Here is a 24,408-nt window from a genome sequence, read left to right on the forward strand (position 1 = left end):
TGAAAGCGCTATCCGGACTCCCGCCCTGCGCCATGATCAGCCGTCCGCGCCGTGCGGGTCCTCCGGGCCGTGCGGGCCGTCCGGGCCGACCACGGCGGCCAGCGCCTCCAGGAAGGCGGTCACCGCGGGGCGGTGGTCGCCCGCCCGCCACCCGATGGCCAGGCGGGCCGGCGACAGCCCGCCGACCGGCCGGCTGACCAGCCCAGGACGCTTGTACAGCTGGGCGTTGCCCTCCGCCAGCAGGACCAGGCCCAGCCCGGCCAGCACCGCCTCGAAGACCTCGTCGGCCGAGCTCGCCTCCGCGCCGACGACCGCGTCGGGCCTGCCGAGCCAGAACTCCCTCATCGGCCCCGCCGCCGCGGGCAGCGCGACGAACGGCTCGTCCCTGAGGTCGGCGAAGGCGATCTCCTCCCGGCCGGCCAGCGGGTGCGCCTCCGGCAGGGTGACGAAGCGCCGCTCGGTCGACAGCACGAAGGTCGCGATCCCCTCGGGCGCGGGCAACCACAGGAAGGCCACGTCCGAGGTGCCGTCGGCCAGTCCCGCGCTCGGGTCCTCCCACCCGACCACGCGCAGCGACACCGTCCAGCCCGGCATGCGTTCCCTGAAGCGGCGCAGCGCCTCGGCCTGGATGCCCCTGCCGACGGCGGTCTGCAGGCCGACGACGAGCGTTCCCGTGGGGGCGGCCTGCCGTACCAGGTCGAGACCCTCGTCCCACCGGGCGAGCAGGTCGCGGGCGACGGGCAGCAGCGCCGCCCCCTGGCGGGTGAGCGCCAGGCCGCCCGGCACCCGGTCGAACAGCGTGCAGCCGATCTGCCGCTCGAGCGCCCTGAGCTGCTTGGACAGCGCGGGCTGGGAGACGAAGAGCCGCTCGGCCGCCCGTGTCACGTGCAGGTCCTCGGCGGCGGCGACGAAGTACCGCAGCTCCCGCAGATGGATGTCCATAACCATCGGTTATACCGGCATGTCTTGGACCGGCCCGGACCCGGGGGCGGATGCTCGGAGACATGAGAACTCTTGGCACGCTCACCGTCCCGCCGATCGGCTTCGGGGCGATGGTCCTTTCGCCCGGCATCTACGGGCAGATCGACGACGACTCGGCGCTGACCGCGCTGCGGCACGCCATGGATCACGGCGGCACCCACATCGACACCAGCGACGCCTACGGGCCCGACGGGCACAACGAGCGCCTCGTCGGCAGGGCCGTCAAGGGCAGGCGGGACGAGGTCGTGGTGGCGACCAAGTTCGGGCTGGCCGTCCCGCCCGGGGTGGAGACCCGTTCGATCCCCGTGGGCTACGCCTTCGGCGAGCTGCGCGGCAACGCCGACCCCTCGCTGGTGCGAGGGTACGCCGAGCGCAGCCTGCGCAACCTGGACACGGACGTGATCGACCTGTACTACCTGCACTACCCCGACCCCGGCGTGCCCGTCGAGGACACCATGGGCGCGGTCGCCGACCTGGTGCGGGCCGGTCTGGTACGGCACGCGGGCCTGTCCAACGTGACCGCCGGGCAGCTGCGCGCGGCGCACGCCGTGCTGCCGATCACGGCGGTGCAGGTCGAGTGGTCGATGTGGCGCCCGATCGAGCCGGACCTGCTGGCGACGGCACGGGAGCTGGGCGTCGGCATGGTGGCCTGGAGCCCCCTGGGCTCCGGCTTCCTCACGGGAGGCGTCACCAAGCTCGAGGAGGGCGACTTCCGGCACAACGCGCCGCGCTTCGACCCGGCCAACCTGGCCACGAACAACGACAGGTTCGCGCCGATCAGGACGCTGGCCGTCGAGCTCGGCATCACCCCGGCCCAGCTCGCGCTGGCCTGGCTGCTGCACCAGGACGAGCACGTCGTCCCGATCCCCGGCAGCAGGACGCCCGCGCACATCACCGAGAACCTGGAGACGGCCGGCATCATCCTGCACCCCGACACGCTGGCCCGGCTGGACCGCGCGCTGGCCGGCTTCCAGGCGGTCGGCGCCACGCTGCTGTAGGGCGCGGCAGCACGTGGCGCGACCGCCTCACCAGCCGGGGTCAGCCGGCCGGGTGGTCCTCCCACACCTCGGGAGGGACGAACGTGGAGGTGACGGGGACGAAGCGTCCCTCCTCCGCCGACTGGAGTATCGCCGCCATCACCTCCACCACGTGCGCCGCCAGCTCGCCGGAGGCCCGGTGCGGCCGTCCCGCCGCGATGGCGCGGGCCATCTCGAGCACGCCGATGCCGCGTCCCAGGGTGGTGCCCTCCACCGGTAAGTCGGTCCAATCGGGCGCTCCGGTACGGCGCAGCCGTACCGGGCCGGTGAAGTTGTTCGGGTCGGGCGCGGCGAGCGTGGCCTCGGTGCCGGTGAGTTCGAGGAAGTCGCCGCGGGCCAGCGGCGAGTCGAAGGAGAAGACGGTCGTGGCGCGCTGCCCGCCGGCGAACTCCAGCAGCGCGCTGACGTGGGTGAGCACCTCGACGTCGAAGACGGAGCCGGCCAGCGGGCCTGAGCCGACCGTGCGCCGGGCGTGCGCCCTGCTGCCGTTGGCCGCCACCTTCGTGACGGGGCCGAACAGCACGGCCAGGGCCGTCAGGTAGTAGGGGCCCATGTCGAACAGCGGTCCGGCGCCGGGTTTGAAGAAGAACTCGGGGCTGGGATGCCAGCGTTCGGGGCCGGGGCCCTGCAGGATCGTGATCGCCGACAGCGGCCTGCCGATGGCGCCGTCCGCCAGGGCGCGGGCGACGGTCTGCAGTCCCGCGCCGAGGAAGGTGTCGGGCGCGCAGCCCACCCTGACCCCGGCCCGCTCGGCGGCGGCCAGCAGCTCGCGGCCGGTGGCGGGGTCGAGCGTGAGGGGTTTCTCGTTGTAGACGTGCCGTCCGGCGGCGACGGCCGCCATGGCGACCTCGGCGTGCGCGGCGGGCACGGTCAGGTTGACGACGATCTCGACGTCGGGGTGGTCGAGGACCTGCGACACCTCTCCCGCGACGGGCACGCCGTACTTCTCGGCGGCGGCTCTGGCCCGGTCCGCGTCCAGGTCCGCGCAGGCGACCACGCGCAGCTCGGGCATGGCGGCGAAGTTGTCGAGGTAGCGCCTGCTGATGTTGCCGCACCCCACGATCGCGACACCGGTCACCGGTCCACCTCGCGCAGGTAGGCGAGGGAGTCGGCCAGCGCCTCGAAGATGTCGGTGGCGCACCGGTCGAGCTCGACCACCCGCATGGCCTGCGGCGCGGCGGCGAGGATGTCGGGGATGGGCAGCGTGCCCGCGCCCACGGCGGTCATCGGGTCCTTCAGGTTGGCCGGGCCGTCCTTGACGTGCAGGAACCGCACCCGCTCCCCCAGCCTGCCGAGCAGTTCGGGGACGTCGGCGCCGCCGACCGCGGCCCAGTAGACGTCCACTTCCAGGATCACTCCGGGGTCCAGCAGGTCGGCCAGCGCCTCGAGGGCGTGCCGCCCGCCGACGTGCGAGGCCAGCTCCCAGTGGTGGTTGTGGTAGCCCACGCGCACCCCGCGTTCCGTCCCCCAGGCGGCCGCGGCGTTCAGTGCGTCGGCGGTCCTGCTGATCCCCTCCGCGGTGGTGAACTCCGCCGGGTCCACCATGGGCACGATGAGCGTGCCGGCGATCTTCAGGTACTCCTCCCTGCCGGGGCCCAGCAGCGGGGCGTGCGCGGAGTGGATCTCGAAGCCTTCGACGGGGGTGAGGGTGAACGGCTCGACCGCCTCGTAGCCGAGGGAGGCGAGTCTGGAAAGGGTGGCGGTGGGGTCGGCGGCCAGATGGTCTCGGAGGGTGTAGAGCTGGACGGCATAAGACCTCATGGTGTTGAACGCTAACTACGCCAGGTGTGTGGTGCAATGTCCCCATGACGGTCGACGAGTCCCAGATCGACCTGCTGTCGGAGGCCTTCCTTCGCCAGCCCAGGCGCTACACCAGCCGTCAGGTCGCCGCGATGGCCGGGGTGCCGGTCTACCGCGCGCGGCGCTACTGGCGCGCGCTGGGATTCCCGAACGTCGCCGACGACGCGGTCGTCTTCACCGAGGCCGACGTCGAGGCGCTGAAGACGCTGGTCGCCCTGGTCAGCGACGGCTGCTACGACGAGGAGCACATGCTCCTGGTGACCAGGGCGCTCGGCAGGGCGACGGCGAGCCTGGCCGAGTCCCAGGCCGAGCTGGGCGCCGAGACGCTCGACCTGGCGGGCGTGCCGCTGGCCAAGCGCCCGGAGGCCTGGCGGGCGCGCGCCGACCGCGTGGTGCCCTCCCTGGAACAGCTGCTGGTCTACACCTGGCGCCGCCAGCTCGCCTCGGCCGCGGGCCGCATCGTGGACCAGGAGGTCGGCACCGTACGGCTGGCCGTCGGCTTCGCCGACATGGTCGGATTCACCAGGCTCAGCCGCCAGATCGCGGAGAAGGAGCTGGCGGGGCTGGTGGAGCGGTTCGAGGGCCGGTCGGCCGACGTCGTCACCTCCTCGGGCGGCAGGGTGGTCAAGACGCTGGGCGACTCGGTGCTGTTCGTGGCCGATCTGGCCCGGGTGGCCGCCGAGATCGCGCTGCGGCTGCTGGAGGTGCACGCCCCCGACCGGGCCATGCCCGACCTGCGGGTGGGCCTGGCGATCGGCCCGGTGATCAGCAGGATGGGCGACGTGTTCGGCACGACCGTCAACCTGGCCAGCAGGTTGACGTCGCTGGCGCCCGCCGGTGGCGTGCTGGCCGACCCGGCGCTCGCCGAGGACCTGTCCGCCTCCCCGGGCTTCGCCCTGGTGCCCGCCGAGCCGATGACCGCCAAGGGGCTGGGCGAGCTGCTGCCGTCCGTGGTCCGCAGGGCGCCCCGCGACTGAGGCGCCCCGCGGAGCGCTCTCAGGCCGGCTCGGCTCCGCCGGCCTCGTCGTGGACGGCGGGCGGGGTGAGCACGGGCTCCAGGAAGGTCAACGTGCCGCGCTCGGTGTCGAGGCGGGCCCGCACGCCGATCGGGTAGGTCTGCATGGCGATGCCGTGGCCGATGTCGGCGCCCGCCATGACGGGCACCCCGAGGTCGCCGAGCCGTTCGACCAGCATGCGCTCGACGTCGCGCGGCTCGCCGCAGTCGGTGAAGGTGCCCAGCAGGATGCCCGCCACCCCGTCGCTGTAGGTGGCGCGGCGCAGCTGGGTGATGTAGCGGTCGAGCCGGAACAGCTCCTCGTCGACGTCCTCGAGGAAGAGGATGGCGTCGCGGGCGGGCAGGCTGGTGTCGGTGCCGAGGGAGGCGGCCAGCAGGGTCGCGGTGCCGCCGAGCGTGCGGCCCTCGGCGACGCCGGGCACGACGGTCCTGAAGTCGGGGAAGGTCAGCTCGCGCACCTGCTCGGGGGTGAACAGCAGCTTCATCAGCTGGTCGAAGTCGTACTGTCCCGGTCCCTCGTAGAAGCCGTCGCAGGCGACCATGGGGCCGAACAGGGAGACCCAGCCGAGCTTGGCGGCCAGCGCCTCCAGCAGGGCGGTGACGTCGGAGTAGCCGACCACGACCTTCGGCCGGTCGGCGGGGACGCGCGACCAGTCGACCAGTTCGAGCGTGCGCTGCATGCCGTACCCGCCGCAGGCGCAGAAGACGGCCGCGAAGGAGGGGTCGGAGAGCGCGGCGGTCAGCTCGCGCGCCCGGGTGACGTCGTCGCCGGCCAGGTAGTCGTACTCGGTGCCGCCCATGCGCACGGCGCTGAAGACCTCGGGCTTGAGCCCCACCGTCTCCATGGCGCGCAGACCTCTGTCGAGGTTGGCCTGGTTGGGCGGGCCGCTGGCGGCGATCACCGCCACGCGGTCGCCGGGACGCAGAGCGGGTGGACGGATCACGAAATCTCCTCCAAAGGCGTGAGATGGCAGGCGACTCCCGCGAGCACGGGCGGGTCGATCGTGCCGCACTCGTCGGTACGGCTGGGACAGCGGGGATGGAAGCGGCACCCCGCGGGGATGCGGGCGGGGTCGGGCGGTTCGCCCTGCAGCGGCGTCGCCGTGCCCGACGCGGCGGCGAGCATGGCCCTGGTGTAGGGGTGGCGGGGCCTGATCAGCACCTCCTCGACGGTGCCCGACTCGACGATCCGGCCGAGGTACATCACCGCGACCCTGTCGGCGATGTTCCAGGCCAGCCCGAGGTCGTGGGTGACGACCAGGGCCGACATCCCGAGCTCGTCCCTGAGGCCGAGGATGAGCTTGAGAATCTCGCCCCTGACCGAGGCGTCGAGCGAGGCGACGGGCTCGTCGGCGACGATCACCGAGGGTTCGAGGGCCAGCGCGCCCGCGATGACGACGCGCTGCTGCTGCCCGCCGGACAGCTCGTGCGGGTAGCGCCCGAGGTAGTCCTCGGGTGGCCGCAGCCCCGCCCTGGCCAGCGCAGAGGTCACCCGGTCGTCCTTCAGCCCGTGCAGGCGGGGGCCCTCGGCGACGGCCGCCCTGACGGTCTGCCGGGGGTTCAGCGCGCCGCCCGGGTCCTGCAGGATGAGCTGGACGTGGCGGCGGTACTCCTTCAGCCGCCGGTAGTCCAGGGGCGCGCCCCGGTAGCGGACCTCGCCGCGCGTGGGCCTGACCAGGCCGACGAGCGCGCGGGCCAGGCTGGACTTGCCGCAGCCCGACTCGCCGACGAGCGCGACGATCTCGCCCTGCCGTACCTCGATGTCGACCCCGTCGACCGCGCGGGCCCGCCCGTAGGCGATCTCCAGCCCGCGCGCCTCCAGCACCGGCGTCATGACGCCCCTCCCTCCAGCACGTGCACGCAGGCCGCCGCGCGACCCTCGCCGCTCGGCCACAACTCCATCGCCCCGGTACGGCACGCGGGCCCCACCGACTCGCACCGGGGCGCGAACGCGCAGCCGTCGCCGAGGTCGGCGATCCGCGGCGGGTCGCCCGGCAGTCCCTCGGGCGCCAGCCTCGAGGCCGGGTCGCCGATGGTGGGGAAGGCCCTGGCCAGCGCTCTGGTGTAGGGGTGGCGGGGGTCGGCGATCAGCTCCTTGGCCGGGCCCGTCTCGACGATCCGGCCCGCGTACATGACCGCGAGGCGCTCGCACATCTGCGCCAAGACCGCCAGATCGTGGCTGATCATGATGACCCCGATGCCCGACTCGCGGACCAGGTCGCCGAGCAGCCGCAGGATCTGCGCCTGCACCATCACGTCGAGCGCGGTCGTCGGCTCGTCGGCGACGATCAGGTCGGGGCGGCAGGCCAGCGCCATCGCGATCATGATGCGCTGCCGCTGCCCGCCGGAGAACTCGTGCGGGTAGTCGCCCGCCCTCCGCGCGGGCACGCCCACCGCCTCCAGCAGTTCGGCGGTCCGCCCGCGCGCGGCCTTCACGCCCACCCTGTCGTGCAGCAGGATCGGCTCGCAGATCTGGTCGCCGACCGTGCGGACCGGGTTGAGCGCGCTCATCGCGCCCTGGAAGACCACCGAGACGGCGTTCCAGCGGACGGCCCGCAGCCTGTCCCACCGCGCGGTGAGCAGGTCCTCCCCTTCGAACAGCACCTGGCCGGTGACGCGGGCGGTGGCGGGCAGCAGCCGCAGCAGGCTGAGCGCCATCGTCGACTTGCCGCACCCCGACTCGCCCGCGACGCCGAGCGTCTGGCCGCGCTCGAGCGTGAAGCTCACGCCGCGCACGGCCTGGGCGGCGCCGTCACGGGTGCCGTAGCTGACGGTGAGGTCGCGCACCTCAAGCATGAGCGGACCTCCTGGGGTCGAGCAGGTGCTCGACGGCCCGCCCGGTGAGCGTGAAGCCGAGCACGACGATGAGGATCGCGACGCCGGGCGGCAGCAGGTACCACCACGCTCCCGCGGTGACCGCCCCGCCGGCGAACGCGGCCTGCAGCATGGAGCCCCAGGTCACGCTGGTCGGGTCGCCCAGGCCGAGGAAGGTCAGCGTCGCCTCCGACAGGATCGCCGACGCGACGGTCAGCGTGCTGGAGACCAGGATCAGCGGCAGGACGTTGGGCAGCACGTGACGCAGCATCACCTGGGCGTTGCCGGCGCCGAGGACCCTGGCCCGCTCGATGAACGGCCTGGCCTCCACGGCGAGCGTCTGGGCACGGACCAGGCGGGCGGTGGCCGTCCACGAGGTGACGGCGATGGCGATGGTGATGGAGGCCGCGCCCTGGCCGAGCACCGCCGACAGCGAGATGGCCAGCGGGAGGCTGGGCAGCGCGATGAACCAGTCGGTGACGTGCATGAGCGCCTTGCCGATCATGCCCTGGTAGTGCCCGGCCAGCAGGCCGACGGCGCTGCCGAGCAGCACGGTGAGCGCGGTGGCGATCAGCCCGATGGCCAGCGACTCCCGCGCGCCCCAGATGACCAGGAGCAGCACCGAGCGTCCGGCCTGGTCGGTGCCCAGCGGGTAGCCGCCCACGGGCGGCGACAGCTGCGGTCCGGTGACCTTGACGACGTTGAGGTCGGCGTCGCCGATGTAGAGGGGGGCGGTGAGGGCCAGCAGCGCGAAGGCGGCCAGCACGCCCACGCCCCAGAACAGCGACCTCATTGGGCACGCACCCTCGGGTCGAGGAAGCGGTAGGCGAGGTCGGCCAGCAGGTTCATGATGATCACGCTCGCGCTGAAGATGATGAACGTGCCCTGGAGAAGGGGCAGGTCGGGGATCTTGAGTGCCTGGTAGGTGAGGTAGCCGAGTCCCGGCCACGAGTAGACGGCCTCGACGGTGATCGCGCCGCTGACCAGCGTGCCGAGGTGCATGAAGATCATGGTGACCGAGGGCAGCAGGGCGTTGGGCGCGGCGTGCCTGCGGCGCACGCCCCCGTCGGTGAGGCCCTTGGCGCGGGCGGTGAGCAGGTAGGCCGCGCCCCGCTCGTCGATGATCGAGGACCGCATGATCGTCACGTACTGCGCGAAGATCACCAGGACCATGGTGAGGCAGGGCAGCACCAGGTGACGGGCCACGTCGAGCACGTCGGTCCCGGGCAGCGACGGGTCGCTCATCCCACCCGCGGGCAACAGCCCCGGGATGCTGAAGGCCACCAGCAGGATCATGCCGAGCCAGAACGTCGGCACCGACCAGAGGGTGAGCGAGGCGCCCGAGGTGATCCTGTCGAACACGCTGCCCTGCCGCCAGCCGCTGCGCATGCCCAGCCACAGCCCGAGCGCGACCGAGATGACCGCCGAGGTCCCCATGAGCAGCAGCGTGGGGCCGAGCCGATCGGCGACCAGGGTGGAGACCTGCTGCTGGAACTGCCAGGAGTAGCCCAGCTCGCCGCGCAGGGTGTCGCCGACGAAGGACAGGAAGCGCCGCCACAGCGGATCGTCGAGGCCGAGCTGCAGGCGCAGCTGGGCCAGCTGGGCCTCGCTCGTGGGACGGCCCCGGGTGAGGGTCCTGACCGGGTCGGCCGGCATGAGGCTGAAGATGACGAAGCCGATGACGAGCGTGACGAAGAAGCTGACCACGGCGGCGGCGAGCTTCTCGGCGAGGTGGCGGCCGAGGCCGCGCACCGCCGTACCGGAGGCCGCCCCGCCGCGTGACGCGAGGCTACTCACGGTCGCCCGCCGTCTTCCTGCGGCGGACCACCAGCACGCCGCCGACGGCGACGATCACCAGCGCGCCCAGCCCCAGCCACACCCCTGAGCCGCCGCCACCGCCGGCGGCCGGCGCCTTGGCCACGGCAGGCGGGCTGGCCTTGAGGTAGCTCCAGAAGGCGGTCTGCGCCGGGTGGAGCCCCTCGGCGTTCGGCGTGCCGGTGACGATGCCCCGCACGGTGTCGGTGCGGGCCACGTCGAGGGTGTTGGCGTAGTAGAGGATCTGGTCGACGTTCGCCCGGTACAGCATGCGCTGCATCTCCGCGACGATCCCGGCCCTCTCGGCGGGGTCGGCGCTGGTGAGCTGCCGCTCGAACAGGGCGTCGTAGTCCTTGTCGCAGTAGTAGGCCTCGGTGTTGCCGCCGGTGCCGTCGTCCTTCGGCAGGACGGCGCAGGTCTGGATGCCCAGCAGGTAGGTGGGGTCGGGCCCGGTGGTCCAGCCGTCCATCAGGATGTCCCAGTCGCCCTTGGCCAGGTCGCTGTTGAGCGCGCTCATGCTGAGCGGCTGGATGGTCAGCTTGATGCCGATCGCCTGCAGCCAGCCGACGAGGTAGGTGGAGATGGCCGCGTCGGCGGAGTCGTCGGAGTGGGTGCCGAGCCTGAAGGCCAGCGGCTTGCCGCTCTTCGGGTCGACCCGGACGCCGTCGGCGCCCTTGGCGTAGCCGGCGGAGTCGAGCAGCTGGTTGGCCTTGGCGGGGTCGAAGCGCTGCTCCTCCTCGGCGGTGGGCTTCCAGCTCCACTGCGGCCAGGCGGGCGGCAGGTAGCCGTGTCCGAGCTGGCCGAGGCCGTTGATGACCTTGGTGACCAGCGTCGGCTTGTCGATGGCCAGCGCGATCGCGTCACGCACCACCTGCTCGCGCAGCGCGGGGTGGCCCGTCCCGATGGGCTTGCCGCTGCGGGTCTTGGCGCCGGGGTTCAGCTCGATGCCCGTCCAGCCGTTGCCCACCTCCTGGACGGCCAGCAGCGACGGGTCGCCCTTCAGCGCGGTGAACTGGGTCGGGTTGACGCCGTTGATGTAGTCGAGCTGGCCGCTGCGCAGCGCAGCCACGGCCGCGTCCGACTCCTTGAAGCTCTGCTGGACCATGTGGTCGAAGCCGGGCGCGCCGAGCACGAAGTCCTTGTTGGCGTCGAACTTGGCGTACTGCTCGGGCTTGTAGTCGGTGAGCGTCCACGGCCCGTAGCCGACGACGGGGAAGGCGTCGTTCTTGTAGTCCTTCAGCCCCTTCACCTGCGGCTCCCAGACGTGCTTGGGCACGATGGGGATCCCGCTGATCGGGATGCTGACGTACATGACGTTCGCCTGCGGCTTCTTGGTCTTGATCACCAGCGTGGTGGGATCGGGCGCGGTCACCTTCTCGAAGTTGCTGACCAGCGAGCCGTTGGCGGTGCCCGCCACCGTGTCGGTCCTGATCAGCTCGAGGGTCCAGGCGGCGTCCTCGGCGGTGATCGGCCGCCCGTCGCTCCACTTCAGCCCTTCCCGCAGCTTGAAGGTCCAGGTCAGCTGGTCGGGGCCCTGGGTCCACGAGGTCGCCAGGTAGGGTCCGGGCTTGCCGTTCTCGTCGAGGGAGTTGAGCGAGGGGTAGATCGTGCCGAAGATGTCGAGCGCGCCGTTGAAGAAGGCGAGGAAGGGGTTGAGCGTGTCGACGCCCGATCCCGACATCTTCACCCGCAGCGTCGTCTCCCGGGCGGGCGCGGTGGCGGCGGGCGCGGTGGCGGCGGAGGCGGTCGCGGCGGGGACGGCCGCGGTGGTCAGCAGCGCGCAGGCGAGCAGCGCTTTTCCAATCCACATCGGGGTGTGCTCCTCGGGGGGTGGGGATGTAGGAATGCTGGCGACCCGCGAGCATCACCCCAACGATCGTGAACGCTTGTGAGCCTCACCCCTCAACTTTTCGAGGCTGACCGCGGCCGGCAGCCCGCCGGCGGCGCCCCGGTGCCGGCCGGCCGGCAGCGGCGGCTTCACCGGTCGTACAGGTCGTGGTGGGTCACCCGAGGCTCCTGCTCCAGCAGGTAGTCGGCGTCGAAGTCGTAGTACTTGGCGACGGTGACGTCGTCGCCCGCGAACGCGGCGACCGACTCCTCGCTGTCCCAGAAGGTGAGCGTGATGAAGTGGGCGACGTCGCCCTCCTCACGACGCAACACGTAGGCGCCCCGGCAGCCCGGCGTCGACCGGTAGTCGGGGATCGCGACCTCCCGCATCAGTCTCAGGTAGTCGGCTGACTTCTCGATCGGGGTGGCGCCGTGCCAGATCCGGGCGATCATGGGTTCCTCCGTACGGGTGCGGTGTCCCTTCATAGATGCCCGCAGCCCGCCCGGACGCCCGTCCTAGTCGCAGCGGCCCGCCTCGACCGAGGCGACCTTCCACTCCGCCCCGGGGAACGGCGACATGAAGTGGGTGAGCAGGTCGATCGCGTACCCGGGCACCTGGCCGCCCGGGTCGAGCAGCGAGACCATCTGCGGCCCTTCCGCCCCGCGCAGCGTCAGCGTGTCGCCCCGCCGGACGGGCACGACGCCCGGCTTGGTGCCGACCGTCACGCACGCCAGCGGCACGCTGCCCGCCGTGATCGCCTGCCTGGAGCTGATGGGCCGCATCCGCTGGTCGTAGCGGCGCAGCCGCAGCGAGGTGGCCCGGCCCATCCGCACCCGCTCGGCGAACACGTCGGCGCCGACGCTCCGGGTGACCTTGACGTCCAGCCGGACGTCGGGCCGCAGGTCCACCCCGCCTGCCCGCAGGTCGAGCCGGTCGTAGCCGCCCTCGAACCCGGGCGAGACGAACCCGAAGGCCGCCGGCGCCGCCGCCCCGAAAGGCACCTTGCCGGGACGGATGCGCAGCCACGACATCGCGTGCACGGCGATCGTCACCTCGTCGATCCTGCTCGGACCGAGCCCGAACCGGCCGTCGAGCCGGTAGGCGAGGAAGCCGCCCGCGTACGGCACGTCCTTGCGGGCCGAGACCTTCCGCGCCGGCACTGGCTCCAGCTCCAGCCCCGTGCGGGCGCGCAGCAACCGGGTGGGCGAGGGCTTGGAGGCCAGGTCGATGGACAGGTCGGGGTTGATCCTGGCGGTGGTGTCGGCGGCCAGGTCGCCGACCTCCAGGACGGTGTCGAGCACGCGGCCCCGCGACGGCCGGTAGACCTTCTCGATCAGTCCCGCCTGGACGGCGAGCAGCCCGTCGAGGGTGCCGGCGTCGGCCTTGTAGGTGAGCGTGGGCAGCCGCAGGGCCGAGGCGTTGGTGTCGGCGTCGAGGCCGAAGACCGAGGGGACGTCCGTGAACCGCAGCGATCCCGTCGCCGCGCCCGACGTCACGGCCGCCTCCAGGCGCTCCACCGGGGCGGAGTTGCGCACCCGGATCCTGGTGCGGCCGCCGTACGCGCCGGTGACCGAGACCGCGGCGGGCACGGGGTCGACGAGCACCCGGCCGCGCAGCCTGCCCTGGTCGGCCTCGGCGCGGACCTCCAGGCTGCCGAGCGTGGCGGCGGGTTCGACGGCGTAGCCGGCCGTGACGGACTGCCCCTGCAGGGCGAACGGGCCGACGGTCATGCGGGTGACCGCGGACGGCAGCCCGGTGAGGGTGGCGCTGGCCCTGATCGGGACCGGGGCCAGCACGCGGCTGTCGAGGTAGAGGGCCAGTCTGCGGCCCGCCGGGTGGAAGCCGGAGAAGGTGAAGGTCTTCCTGGCCAGGTCGACGTCCACCGTGCCTGGCAGTCCCTCGAGGTCGACGTGGGCCCGCAGGCCGGGCCGCGCGGGGGTGCCGCCGTCGACGAGCGAGATCCCGCCCTTGACGTGCGGCGCGTCGGGGACGGCGGCGGCGTTGCCGAGCCACACCTGGCCGGTCAGGTTGACGGTGGAGGCGTCGTAGGTCAGCCGGCCGTTCGCGCTGGAGATCGCGATACGGCCGGGGGCGGGGCCGAGCGTGGCCGCGGCCCCGAAGCGGTCTCCCGTGGCGGTGCGCAGGTCGGCGTCCACGGCGAGGGGACGGCGGGCGGCCTGCACGTCGGCGGTGAACCCGGTGCCGGTCGCGTTCCCGGCGAGGTCGGCCCTGCGCAGGCCGTCGAGGCGGACGCTGGCGTCGAACCTGCCGGTGCCGGCGTCGTGGTGGGCGGCCAGGTGCGGGCCGATGGGCGCGGTGGCGTCGGCGTGGTTGGCGACGGCGATCGTCGCCGAGCCGATGGGGCCGGACAGTCCCCGGAAGCTCACCTGGGTGGCGGCGGGGGTGCCGGTAGCGGCCGGGGTGCTGGTGGCTGCCGGAGTGACGGAAGGCTGGGTGCCAGGTGAGGGCGCGGTTCCAGGTGAGGGCGCGGATGCAGGTGAGAGCGGGGTGCCGGGGAGGGCCCAGGTGGCCGCCCAGCGGGCGGGTACCCCCGTGACGGTGAAACCGGCGCGCAGCTCCCCCGCCCTCGCCGACGCCACGACCGAGGCGACAGGCGCGTCGGCGGTCCACTCCAGCCGCCTGCCCACCGTGTCGGCCACCGCGGTGAGGTGCCCGCGCACCCCCTTCACGCTCGCCCGCACCACCCCCTGCGGCGCGCCCGCGTGCAGGTCGATCCGGCCGAGCCTGCCGGGGGCGGCCACCTCCACGGTCGTCGTCGGGCCGAGCGCCCACGACGCCTTGACGCGCCCCCTGACTCCGCGCACGCTCGCGTCGACGCTCAGACCCGTCTTCCGGTTGGCGTAGGCGGCGCGTAGCCGTTCGATGGTCCCGCGCGCGGTGTAGCGGGCCGTGCGGGCGCCGGGATCCAGGTCCGCGGTCACCTTCGCGGGCGTGTTGGAGATCTCCAGCCTGGCCAGGTGCGTCCCGTCGATGTCGGCCGCCCCGGTGAACGGCCTGCCGCCCGACCCCAGCTCGAGCCGGACGCGCGGCGCGGCGCCGTACGTGGCATCGAAGCCCGCCACCCCGGCCAGCCTGCCCGAGACCCCCAGCCGGCCACCGTCCTTGATCATGGTGACATGGTCGCCGGGCAGGGCGGCGATCGCGCCCTGCCCGCGCTGGAGCAGCAGTGTCAGCTGACCCATGGGCGAGCTGGCGGTGTGGACGATCCGGTTGGCGGCGGCGTCGTGCTCGACGGTCATGGTCGCCGGGAGTCCGGTCAGGCGCGCGCTGACGACCGTCTGGTCCCTGGCGGCGTCGTAGAAGCTCAGGTCGGCGGCCTTGGCCCGGGGCGCGCCGGAGGTGACCGACAGCCCCTGGGGTGTGGCGGTGGCGCGGAACTCGCGCGGCAGCCGGGTGATCGACAGCCCGGCGGCCCTGGACAGCCTGCCGTCGCTGAACACGTAGTCGTGGAAGCTCGCCCTGGCGATGGGCGCGGTGCCGGCGAAGTGGACGGCACCGGGCCTGGTCAGCTCGGCGGTCAGCCGGGTGCCCATCCGGTCCACCGTCACCTGGGTGAACCGGCGCCGCTCCGCGACCACGAGGGCGTCGAGCTCGGCGGGCGCCGAGGCGGTGGCGGTCAGCGCGCTGCGGCCGCCGTCGAGCCTGGCGTGGGCGCTGAAGCGTTCGGTGGCAGGCGTCTGGCGCAGGCTGACCACGGCCTTGCCCTCCAGTCCCGCGATGGTGGCGGCGGAGGATCCGGGGGCGCTGCGCCGTACGGTCGCCCGCACGTCGACGCGCCCGGCCGCGAGCGCGGGCAGGTCGACGGTGAAGACGCCCCAGTCGCGGCCCGCCAGCGCGGTGCCCCTGCGGTAGCCGTCGAAGCCGACCTTCACCACCGTGCCGGAACCGACCGCGTACTCCGCCCACACCTGCGCCTTGACGGGGCCGCCGAGCTGGACGACGCCGAAGCCGATGCCGGCCCGCTCGCCCTCGGCCTGCTGCGGCACCAGCGTGGCGAGCAGGTCGGGCATGCCGTCGCCGGTGACGTCCGCCTGGACGGGCGTGGCCACCGGCCGCGCGGAGGAGCACGCGGCGGGCAGCGCGGCACTGGACGCGCACAGCTTGAACGTGGCCACCGGCACCCCCTCTCCCACCACGGGGAGGCGGATCTCGGGCGGCAGCGGGAGCCTGTGGCCCTTCGGGACCGGCAGCAGGGTCAGCCCGCCCGGCTCGGCGGCGGGCAGGACGAGCTCGGGTGAGGGGGCCGGCCCCGACATCCGCTTGCCGGCCTCGGCGATCACCTGGTCGACCAGCGTAGGGCCTGCGGGGATCGTCACGGCCGGCTCGCCCGGGCCCTGGGGCCGTTCGGCTCCGGCCCCTGCCGCCAGGGAGGGCCTGCGTGCAGTACCCGCCTGCGCCGCCGCCGGGACCCGCACCCGGGGTACCGGCTCGATCCGCGGCCTGCCGTCCTCGGCGGCGGCGCGCCATCCGGCCTCCGCCGCACCGGCCGGTGCTCGCCCGGTCACGGGTACGGCGTGCGCCGCCGTGGGCACGCCGGCGACCAGCGCGCAGACGAGCAGGACACAGGACAGCCGCGGCATGACTGGCTTTCCCCCGGATATGTGGCCGACTGATCACGAAAGGTAAGAGCCGACCATACCTGCCCACAATCCGTCAAGTCCGGATTTACTGACGGATCGGGTCAAGTCCGCGCCTGTCCACCGTGGCGCTCAGGGACCTTCGCACGCCGGGCGCAGAAGGTTCACCGCGCAGGGGTGTGCCGGGTGACGAGCCGTACCGCTCGCGTCACGGGGCGCCGGCGATGGCGCAGGCCCGGCACGGGGGACGGGCGCAGATGCACTGCATGATGGCGTCCAGCACGTCGTGATCGTGGTAGAGGCACCGATCGTTGCAGGTGTGGCGGGGCACGAAGCCCGCCTGGATCTCGTCGGGCCAGGGCTCCTCGCCCTCGCGGCAGCGGACGAACTGCTGGGGGTCGGCGGAGTGCAGCGCCTGCATGCGCTCCCTGGCCTGGCCCTCCAGCGTGCGCGCCTCGGCCACCATGACCTTGAGCTGGTCGGCGAGGTCGAAGTACCGGCCGTCGCCCGTTCGTACGTGCGCGGCTCGCAGCGCCATCACCGCGTTGCCCAGGAATCGGCTGGCGTCCTGGAGGTCCGTGGTGTGGTGCAACTGGATGCCCGTCACGCTACGGACCCACACGGCGTCATTGTTCATGAATCAACCCTTCGACGTGGCCGGCGCGTACTCGTGGCCGGGAGTTGGCTGGGGTTGCGGACTACACGCGAGAATAACCGGATTTTTGCGCATTCTTCGTACTTGGTCGGCCGGTTTGACTGTCGACAGAATGATCGCGACACACCGCGAAAGCGCCTCCGACCTGGCACGGAAGGCGCTTGACCCCGAATCACCCAGGAAACCCAAGATACCGATAAACAGACCAAAACTTTAATAAACCGGCAGGCCGGTCAATAGCCGGAAATGGCACGATCACGGCCGCCGCGCGCTCCGTGTTGCTCCTCCTCACCGATCAAGGATCGCGCGGCGGCCGTTCCTGTCCGCGAGGGCCGTCCGGCCCTCGGTGGCGGTCAGCTCGTCACCGCGCACTGCCCGCGTTCCTTCCTGACGGGCCCCTCCGGGTTCGGACGGACGTCGAAGTCGAAGATCGCCGTGGGCAGGTAGAGCGAGCAGCAAGCGTTGGGAATGTCGACGATGCCGCTGACACGCCCCTCGATCGGCGCCGAGCCGAGGAGCAGGTAGGCCTGCTCTCCGGAGTAGCCCCACCTCTTGAGGTACTCGACGGCGTTGAGGCATGCTCTGCGGTAGGCCACCGTCGCGTCGAGGTAGTAGTTGGTGTCGGTGTCGTGGTCGACGGAGATCCCGATGAACGACAGGAACTCCGAGTAGCGAGGCTCGACGTTGCCGGGCATGAAGAGCGGGTTGGTGGTGACACCGTACTTCTCCATGCCGCCCTTGATGAGGTCGACGTGGAAGTCGATGTAACCGCCCATCTCGATCGCCCCGCAGAAGGTGATCTCGCCGTCGCCCTGACTGAAGTGCAGGTCACCTCCGGAGAGCTTCGCGTCCTTCACGTGCACGGGGTAGAAGACCCTGGCCCCGCGGGTGAAGTTCTTGATGTCGTGGTTTCCGCCGTTCTCCCGTGCCGGAACGGTGCGGGCGCCCTCGCTGGCGACCCGCTGGGCCACGTCGCCGCCCGCCGTACCGGCGATGACGTTCTCGGCCAGCGGTGGCAGGCCGAGCGGCGGGACCCGATCCGGATCGGTGTCGATGAGTGCCTGCTCCCGGCGGTTCCAGGCGGCGAGCAGCTCGGCCGATGGCGCGGTGCCGAAGAGCCCGGGGTGGGTGATGCCGGTGTAGCGGACACCTGGCAGGTGACGGGATGTGGCGACCTGTCCGTGGAAATCCCAGATCGCCTTGTAGGCGTCAGGGAAGTAGTCGGTCAGGAATCCACCGCCGTTCGCCTTGGCGAAGATGCCGGTGTACCCCCATCCCTGTCCTGGCGCGTCCCCGACCTGCTGTGGCACGGCGCCGAGGTCGAGGATGTCGACGACCAGCAGGTCGCCCGGCTCGGCGCCGTCCACCCCGATGGGTCCGCTCAGCACGTGCGCGACGGTCAGGTCGACGTCGCGTACGTCGTTGGCGGAGTCGTTGTTGCCTATCTGGGCGTCGGTCCATTCCCTGCACTCGACTCGGAACTCGTCCCCTGGACGTACCATGTCGGCCACCGGGATGTCCGGGTGCCAGCGGTTGTGCCCGGGGATCTTCTGGTCGCGCATGGACATCGATTGGTCGACGCCGAAGACGACATTGGGCATGGTGCATGCCTTCCTTGCTGATGGTGTCGGTGGAGACTCGATGGCGGCGCGGGCATCACCTCCTTCCCGGTTGCGGATCTCCTCGTCTCACGTCCAGCGGGGCCGGCGCCTGCCTTCCGCGCCCAGCTGGTCGCTCGGCGTCGGCTCGGCGGGGGCGGGCTCCCGCTTGCGGGTCAGCGGCCACAGCGCGATGAAGACCACCAGGCCGAAAACGGCGAGGACGATCGCGATGACGTTGGTGTTCCGCCAGTAGCCGGTGAGGACCATGAACGCGGGGATCGCCGCCGTGACCCATCCCTCGATCGCCGTGACCCAGCCCGTGTACGTGGTGATCTGCTCGTTCTTCAGGCCCAGCAGCACGAAGAAGAGGAACCACAGGTACGACCAGTAGAGCCAGATGACGCCGAACGCCGGATCACCGAGGAGCTGGAAGTTCGCCCACGAGTACCCGAGCGCCATGATGGCCACGAACAGCGAGAAGTAGCCGACTCCAGTCGAGTCGAACCCGCCGAGCAGGTTGATCCCGACGTAGAGGTAGGTGAAACCGAAGAGATAGATCCCCGACGCGCCGAGGATCGTCAACGCGTCCCCACCGCTGGTGATGATCAGCACCGTGGGCGTTATCACCTGCAGCGTCCCGACGAAGAGGTTGAAGACGCCTGCCGCGCGCGGTTCCACCTTCTTCAGGAGCATCAGTCCGTTGATGAAGAGCACCGCGCCGACGTAGAGCAGTCCGACGGCTCCCATGAGCGACGCACCTCCTGGTGTTGTGGTGTGGCGGCATCACCCACGCCGGACGGCCCGGTGGGTGCCGCCGTGTTCGTACGCGCGCGTGAGCGGTTCACGCACGCGTGTCCGCGTTGATTCCGTTGTCAGGGCCGGGGCAGGCGCGACAGCGCGGGGTGCGGCGGCGACCTGCGCCGCCGCGCCGGTGGCACGCTCGTGACGACCTCGGGCGCCTCCTGGCTGCGTTCCTCGCTGGCGCGCGCGGCGGCCACGGCCGGGGCGACCCGGCTGAGGTACGGCGAGGAGAAGACCCGTTGGGCAGGGCGTTGACAGGTGGGGCAGTCGCACGTCGTCGTGGCGGTGCCTATCGGCAGCCGCACCTCGAATCGCCCGCAATCGGCGCAGCGGTACTCGTAGATTGCCATAGGCATCCTCCGCCAGAGATCAAGCTCGCACTTCTCCGGCCTTCGGCACCGCAGACCCGTCGCCGGTCCACGGCGATCTAGGCATACTTCAGGCAACCTCTTCCTCAACGCCATGTCAATCCGGCGGTAAGGGCGGCTCGGCGCGCTGTTTTGAGGGGGAAAGCGGAGAACTGTAACTCAACCGCCGCGCATGCCGGTGGGATGTAGCCAGGTTTTTAACGCGACGCCGACTGCTCTTCCGATGACGCGTGAGGATTTGCCGGACGTTTGACGGATCCGGCCCGGTCGTCGCGGCAGTCCGGCGCCCCGGAGACCGCGCGGTCGCCGGGCCCGGCCAACGAGAGGCCCTTGACAAAAAAATTTGTCGGTGAGAAGCTCCTCGCATGACGAAGACAGAGACCTTGCAGGTGCCCGGCGCGCAGCTCTACTACGAGGTGCAGGGCTCGGGCCCGATCCTGCTGATGATCCCCGGCGGCCCCACGGACGCGGGCATCTTCTCGGCCATCGCCGCCCCGCTCGCCGACCGCTACACGGTCGTCTCCTACGACCCGCGCGGCAACTCGCGCAGCGTTCCCGACGACCCCACCCTCGACCAGGACGTCGACGTCCACGGCGACGACGCGGCGGCGCTGCTCACCGCGCTCGGCGGCGCGCCCGCGTACGTGCTCGGCAGCAGCGGCGGCGCCCAGATCGCCCTCAACCTGGCCGCCAGGCACCCCTCGCTGGTCCACACTCTGGTCGCGCACGAGCCGCCGTGCGTCGCGCTGCTGCCCGACGCCGACACGGTCACCGCGGGAATGCTCGAGGTCGAGGCGGCCTACCACCGCGAGGGGGTGCCGGCGGGCATGAAGCGGTTCGAGGAGCTCATCGGCATGGGCGAGAACGCCCCCACCCCGCCGCAGGAGCCGCCGACGCCCGAGCAGATGGAGATGTTCGGCAGGATGGGCGGCAACCTCGCCTTCTTCCTGGCGCACGGGGTCAGGCCGCTGAGCCGCTTCCGGCCCGACGTGGAGACGCTGCGGGCCGGCCGGCCCAGGATCGTGGTCGGCATCGGCGAGACCACCGACGGGCAGCTGGCCCGCCGTGCGGCGATCGCGCTGGCCGAGGCCCTGGGCGTCGAGCCGGTGGTCTTCCCCGGCGACCACGCCGGGTTCACCACGGCGGCCGGGCCGTTCGCCGCCAGGCTGGACGAGGTGCTGCGCGGCTGAGATGGACCGAACGCACGATCGGAGGAGGCCAGGCCGGCGCCGTTCCCCGTGCCGCCTGGCCCCGCCGCTCGCAGCCCTCGTCCCCCGCGGGGGCGTCACAGCGGGAGCGAACCGCCGGGTTTGAGCGCCTTCATCGCGATCTGCGAGGTGAGCTTGTCGAGCCCGGGCAGCCGACCGAGTTTCTCCAGGCACAGGCGGCTGTAGGCGTCCATGTCGGCCACCGCGACCCGTAGCACGTAGTCGGGCCGCCCGAACATGCGCAGGCACTCGATGACGTCCTCCACCTCCATCACCGCGGACTCGAACGCCGTGACGGTCTCGGCGTCCTGGCCCTCCAGCTCGACGTAGGCCAGGACCTGGAAACCGCGCCCGACCGACGGCGGGTCCACCACCGCGCGGTAGCCGGAGATCACCCCGCTGTCCTCCAGGTTGCGCACCCGGCGCAGGCAGGGCGACGGCGTCAGCCGTACCCGGTCGGCCAACTCGATGTTGCTGAGCCGACCGTCCTCCTGCAGGAGGCGAAGAATTGCGCGATCCGTAGCATCCATGACCACAGATGCTAACCGGGGCGTAAACCACCGCAAGTATTGACATCACCTGCCGCGATCCTTGAAATAATCTCACGGCATGACGAGCGACGCCTTCATGAGTGGGACGCAGGCGCTGGTGCGGCTGATCGAGGACCAGCTGGCCGCGGACCGCAGGGCGGGCCTGGACACCGGCGCCATGGTCTCCGGCTACCCGGGATCGCCCCTGGGCGGCTTCGACCAGGAGCTGGCCAGGACCAAGCCGGAGGGCGTGGTCCACCGTCCCGGCCAGAACGAGGAGCTGGGCGCCACCGCGGTGTGGGGCAGCCAGCTGGTCCCCTCCCTGCCCGACCCGCGCAAGACGGGCGTCCTGGGCGTCTGGTACGGCAAGGCCCCCGGCGTCGACCGGGCGGCCGACGCCCTCCGGCACGGCAACTTCGTCGGCGCGCACCCCGAGGGCGGGCTGATCGCGCTCTGCGGCGACGACCCGACCTGCAAGTCCTCCACCCTGCCCAGCGCCACCGAGAGCACGCTGGCCGCCCTCGGCATGCCGGTGATCTTCCCCGGCACCGTCCAGGAGCTGCTCGACCTCGGCAGGCACGCGATCGCCGCGTCCCGGGCGAGCGGCCTGTGGGTGGCGATCAAGGCGGTGGCCAACGTGGTGGACGCCACCGCGACCGTCGACCTCGATCCCGACCGGGTCAAGCCCGTCATGCCGGAGGTGATGTGGCAGGGCAGGCCGTACCGGCACACGCCCGACGCCACGCTGCTCACGCCGTACTCGCTGGACATGGAGCGCACCCTGGTCGGGCCGCGCCTGGAGCTGGCTCGCGCCTACGCCCGCGCCAACGGCCTCAACCAGATCACCTGCGCCGCGCCGGGCGCCACGATCGGCGTCGTCGCCGCCGGCACCGCCTACTACGACGTGCGCGAGGCGTGCAGGAAGCTCGGCCTCACCGACGAGATCCGGCTGCTGAAGATCGGCATGCTGTGGCCGCTGGAACCGGAGATCGTGCGGGAGTTCGCCGAGGGCCTGTCGGAGATCATCGTCGTCGAGGAGAAGGCGCCGCTGCTGGAGGGCCTGGTCAAGGACGTGCTGTACGGCACGCCCGACGCGCCCGCCGTCACCGGCAAGGCGGTCGTCCCGCACCACGGCGGCGTCGACGCCGACCTGGTCGCCCGCGTGCTGGCCGACCGGCTGTCCATCGACCTGCCGCGCCCGCGCGAGCCGCTCAAGCTGCTCGGGCCCACCCGCACGCCGTTCTTCTGCTCCGGGTGCCCGCACAACCGCTCCACCGCCGTTCCCGAGGGCTCGGTCGTGGCGGCGGGCATCGGCTGCCACACCATGGTCGTGCTCAACCCCGAGGGCAAGGGCCGGCTCGCCGGGCTCACCCAGATGGGCGGTGAGGGCGCGCAGTGGATCGGGCAGGCCCCGTTCACCGGCACCCGGCACATCTTCCAGAACCTCGGCGACGGCACCTTCCACCACTCCGGCTCGCTGGCCGTCAGGGCGGCGGTCGGCGCCGGCGTCAACATCACCTACAAGATCCTCTACAACAGCGCGGTCGCCATGACCGGCGGACAGACGATCACACCGGCGCTGTCGGTGGCGTCGCTGACCCACTGGCTGGAGCTGGAGGGTGTGCGCAAGGTGATCGTCACGAGCGACGATCCGTCCCGCTACCAGGGCGTACGGCTGTCGCCGATCGCCTCGCTGCGCGACCGTGCCGAGCTCGAACAGGCGCAGCGTGAGCTGGCCGCCGTCGAGGGCGTCACCGTGCTGGTCCACGACCAGCAGTGCGCGGCGGAGAAGCGCCGGCTGCGCAAGAAGGGCGAGCTGCCCGACCCGGTGAAGCGGGTGGCGATCAACCAGCGGGTGTGCGAAGGGTGCGGCGACTGCGGGCAGAAGTCGGAGTGCCTGTCGGTGCTGCCGGTCGAGACGGAGTACGGCCGCAAGACCGAGATCCACCAGTCCTCCTGCAACAAGGACTACTCGTGCGTCGAGGGTGACTGCCCCTCGTTCCTGACGATCATTCCGGGCGCCAAGAAGCGCACGACCGTCCCCACTCCCCCCGACCTGCCCCTGCCGGACATCCACCCCAAGGACACCACGATCCGGCTGGTCGGCATCGGCGGCACCGGCGTGGTGTCGGTCGCCCGGCTGCTCGGCAAGGCCGCCCTGATGGACGGGCGCCAGTCGCGCGGCCTCGACCAGACCGGACTGGCGCAGAAGGGCGGCACCGTCGTCTCCGACCTCCGCCTGTTCGACGGCGAGGAGGACAGGTCGGGCCAGGCCACCGCCGCCTCCGTCGACGCCTACCTGGCGCTCGACGTGATCGGCGCGACCGACCCCAGGCACCTTCGCACCGCCTCCCCCACGCGCACGGTCGCGGTGGTCTCCACGCACCTGTCGCCCACCGGCGGCATGGTCGTCGACCCGTCCACGCACGTCACCGACCTCGGGCCGCAGCTGACCGCGCTGGAGGCGCGCACCCGCTCCGTCGTGGCACTCAACGCCGAACGCCTCGCGCAGACGCTGTTCGGCGACCACATGCAGGCCAACACGATCGTGCTGGGCGCGGCCTGGCAGCTCGGCCTCATCCCGCTGTCGCTGGCGTCGATGGAGAAGGCCCTCGGCAGGTCCGCGACGGCCTTCCACTGGGGCCGCGCGGTCATCGCCGCGCCGTCGGCGGTGGACGCGCTCTTCCCCGCCCCGGTCCCGGCCGCGCCGTCGGCGGAGGTGCTGCGGCGGATCGCCTTCGCCGGCGAGGGCAGCGAGCTGCACCGGCTGCTGGCCGTACGGGTGCCCGACCTGGTCGCCTACCAGAACCCCCGCTACGCGCAGCGCTACCTGGCGGCCGTGCGCCAGGTGCACGGCATGGCGCCCGCCGCGGTCACCGAGGCCTACGCCACGCACCTGTACAAGCTGATGGCCTACAAGGACGAGTACGAGGTCGCCCGCCTCCACCTCGACCCGGCCGAGCGGGCCAGGATCGCCGCAGAGTTCGGCCCCGGCACCCGCGTGGCCTACAACCTGCACCCGCCGGTGCTGCGCGCGCTCGGGCTCAAGCGCAAGCTCACCCTCGGCCCGTGGTTCGACCCCGCCTTCAAGGCCCTGTACGGCATGCGGAAGCTGCGCGGCACCAAGCTCGACCCGTTCGGCCTGGGCGAGGTGCGCAGCACCGAGCGGAGCCTCGCCGAGGAGTACACCGGCGACCTGCTGCGCGCCCTGTCGTCGGGCCTGCCGGAGGAGAAGGTGCTCCAGCTGGCCGAGCTGCCCGACGTGATCCGCGGCTACGAGCACGTCAAGCTGCGCGGGGTGGCCGACTACCGCGCCCGGGCGGCCGCATTGCTGGAATCCGCGAGCTGATCCGGTAG

General features: G+C 72.1%; 20 protein-coding genes. 4 read left to right on the forward strand and 16 right to left on the reverse strand.

What is annotated here, in order from left to right; translation table 11 throughout:
- Nucleotides 1-36 precede the first annotated feature (36 nt).
- Nucleotides 37-942 (reverse strand): LysR family transcriptional regulator, encoded by a 906-nt coding sequence (locus ACWDLG_RS22350; protein ID WP_449922646.1) that lies wholly within the window; start codon nucleotides 940-942, stop codon nucleotides 37-39.
- A 62-nt stretch (nucleotides 943-1,004) separates the two neighbouring features.
- On the opposite strand from ACWDLG_RS22350, the gene ACWDLG_RS22355 reads away from it, so the two are divergent.
- On the forward strand, nucleotides 1,005-1,979 hold the full coding sequence (locus tag ACWDLG_RS22355; protein ID WP_449922647.1) for an aldo/keto reductase: 975 nt from the start codon (nucleotides 1,005-1,007) through the stop codon (nucleotides 1,977-1,979).
- 40 nt (nucleotides 1,980-2,019) lie between these two features.
- On the opposite strand, the gene ACWDLG_RS22360 is transcribed toward ACWDLG_RS22355, so the two are convergent.
- Together ACWDLG_RS22360 and ACWDLG_RS22365 are read right to left on the reverse strand one after the other, a co-directional pair.
- Nucleotides 2,020-3,096 carry a Gfo/Idh/MocA family protein gene (locus ACWDLG_RS22360; RefSeq protein WP_449922649.1) on the reverse strand — a complete coding sequence of 359 codons (1,077 nt, stop codon included), beginning with the start codon at nucleotides 3,094-3,096 and terminating at the stop codon, nucleotides 2,020-2,022.
- Nucleotides 3,093-3,779: a sugar phosphate isomerase/epimerase family protein gene (locus ACWDLG_RS22365; protein ID WP_449922651.1), complete on the reverse strand. Its 687-nt coding sequence runs from the start codon at nucleotides 3,777-3,779 to the stop codon at nucleotides 3,093-3,095. Before ACWDLG_RS22365 ends, ACWDLG_RS22360 begins: the two co-directional genes overlap by 4 nt.
- Before the next feature lie 44 nt (nucleotides 3,780-3,823).
- Here ACWDLG_RS22365 and ACWDLG_RS22370 point away from each other — a divergent pair, with 44 nt between their 5' ends.
- Nucleotides 3,824-4,795, forward strand: a complete 972-nt coding sequence (locus ACWDLG_RS22370) for an adenylate/guanylate cyclase domain-containing protein (protein WP_449922653.1) — start codon at nucleotides 3,824-3,826, stop codon at nucleotides 4,793-4,795.
- A gap of 19 nt (nucleotides 4,796-4,814) precedes the next feature.
- Here ACWDLG_RS22370 and ACWDLG_RS22375 read toward each other — a convergent pair whose 3' ends face one another.
- The 12 genes from ACWDLG_RS22375 to ACWDLG_RS22430 form a co-directional block, all read right to left on the reverse strand.
- The gene (locus ACWDLG_RS22375; protein ID WP_449922655.1) at nucleotides 4,815-5,777 is read right to left on the reverse strand and encodes a S66 peptidase family protein; all 963 of its coding nucleotides are present in this window, start codon (nucleotides 5,775-5,777) and stop codon (nucleotides 4,815-4,817) included.
- Nucleotides 5,774-6,667 carry an ABC transporter ATP-binding protein gene (locus tag ACWDLG_RS22380; RefSeq protein WP_449922657.1) on the reverse strand — a complete coding sequence of 298 codons (894 nt, stop codon included), beginning with the start codon at nucleotides 6,665-6,667 and terminating at the stop codon, nucleotides 5,774-5,776. Before ACWDLG_RS22380 ends, ACWDLG_RS22375 begins: the two co-directional genes overlap by 4 nt.
- Nucleotides 6,664-7,629, reverse strand: coding sequence for an ABC transporter ATP-binding protein (locus ACWDLG_RS22385; RefSeq protein ID WP_449922659.1), 966 nt, complete (start codon nucleotides 7,627-7,629; stop codon nucleotides 6,664-6,666). Before ACWDLG_RS22385 ends, ACWDLG_RS22380 begins: the two co-directional genes overlap by 4 nt.
- Nucleotides 7,622-8,440 (reverse strand): ABC transporter permease, encoded by an 819-nt coding sequence (locus ACWDLG_RS22390; protein ID WP_354913357.1) that lies wholly within the window; start codon nucleotides 8,438-8,440, stop codon nucleotides 7,622-7,624. The genes ACWDLG_RS22385 and ACWDLG_RS22390 overlap by 8 nt, the downstream gene beginning before the upstream one ends.
- Nucleotides 8,437-9,444 (reverse strand): ABC transporter permease, encoded by a 1,008-nt coding sequence (locus ACWDLG_RS22395; RefSeq protein WP_449922661.1) that lies wholly within the window; start codon nucleotides 9,442-9,444, stop codon nucleotides 8,437-8,439. The genes ACWDLG_RS22390 and ACWDLG_RS22395 overlap by 4 nt, the downstream gene beginning before the upstream one ends.
- Nucleotides 9,437-11,272 carry an ABC transporter substrate-binding protein gene (locus ACWDLG_RS22400; RefSeq protein WP_449922663.1) on the reverse strand — a complete coding sequence of 612 codons (1,836 nt, stop codon included), beginning with the start codon at nucleotides 11,270-11,272 and terminating at the stop codon, nucleotides 9,437-9,439. The genes ACWDLG_RS22395 and ACWDLG_RS22400 overlap by 8 nt, the downstream gene beginning before the upstream one ends.
- Nucleotides 11,273-11,439: 167 nt before the next feature.
- Nucleotides 11,440-11,742, reverse strand: coding sequence for an antibiotic biosynthesis monooxygenase family protein (locus ACWDLG_RS22405; RefSeq protein WP_354913363.1), 303 nt, complete (start codon nucleotides 11,740-11,742; stop codon nucleotides 11,440-11,442).
- A gap of 63 nt (nucleotides 11,743-11,805) precedes the next feature.
- Nucleotides 11,806-15,891, reverse strand: a complete 4,086-nt coding sequence (locus ACWDLG_RS22410; protein ID WP_449922666.1) for a hypothetical protein — start codon at nucleotides 15,889-15,891, stop codon at nucleotides 11,806-11,808.
- 205 nt (nucleotides 15,892-16,096) lie between these two features.
- Entirely contained in the window at nucleotides 16,097-16,525 is a 429-nt protein-coding gene (locus ACWDLG_RS22415) for a hypothetical protein (protein WP_354913367.1), read from the reverse strand.
- Between the two features lie 371 nt (nucleotides 16,526-16,896).
- Nucleotides 16,897-18,144 carry a formamidase gene (gene fmdA, locus ACWDLG_RS22420; RefSeq protein WP_354913368.1) on the reverse strand — a complete coding sequence of 416 codons (1,248 nt, stop codon included), beginning with the start codon at nucleotides 18,142-18,144 and terminating at the stop codon, nucleotides 16,897-16,899.
- An 87-nt stretch (nucleotides 18,145-18,231) separates the two neighbouring features.
- On the reverse strand, nucleotides 18,232-18,891 hold the full coding sequence (locus tag ACWDLG_RS22425; RefSeq protein WP_449922668.1) for an AmiS/UreI family transporter: 660 nt from the start codon (nucleotides 18,889-18,891) through the stop codon (nucleotides 18,232-18,234).
- Between the two features lie 125 nt (nucleotides 18,892-19,016).
- Entirely contained in the window at nucleotides 19,017-19,295 is a 279-nt protein-coding gene (locus ACWDLG_RS22430; protein ID WP_354913371.1) for an FmdB family zinc ribbon protein, read from the reverse strand.
- A gap of 383 nt (nucleotides 19,296-19,678) precedes the next feature.
- Between ACWDLG_RS22430 and ACWDLG_RS22435 the strand changes: the two genes are divergently transcribed.
- Nucleotides 19,679-20,503, forward strand: a complete 825-nt coding sequence (locus ACWDLG_RS22435) for an alpha/beta fold hydrolase (protein ID WP_449922669.1) — start codon at nucleotides 19,679-19,681, stop codon at nucleotides 20,501-20,503.
- Between the two features lie 95 nt (nucleotides 20,504-20,598).
- Here ACWDLG_RS22435 and ACWDLG_RS22440 read toward each other — a convergent pair whose 3' ends face one another.
- On the reverse strand, nucleotides 20,599-21,051 hold the full coding sequence (locus tag ACWDLG_RS22440; protein ID WP_354913374.1) for an Lrp/AsnC family transcriptional regulator: 453 nt from the start codon (nucleotides 21,049-21,051) through the stop codon (nucleotides 20,599-20,601).
- Between the two features lie 79 nt (nucleotides 21,052-21,130).
- Between ACWDLG_RS22440 and ACWDLG_RS22445 the strand changes: the two genes are divergently transcribed.
- On the forward strand, nucleotides 21,131-24,400 hold the full coding sequence (locus ACWDLG_RS22445; protein ID WP_449922671.1) for an indolepyruvate ferredoxin oxidoreductase family protein: 3,270 nt from the start codon (nucleotides 21,131-21,133) through the stop codon (nucleotides 24,398-24,400).
- The last annotated feature ends 8 nt before the right edge of the window (nucleotides 24,401-24,408 follow it).

The sequence above is a fragment of the Nonomuraea sp. NPDC003727 genome (assembly GCF_053586935.1).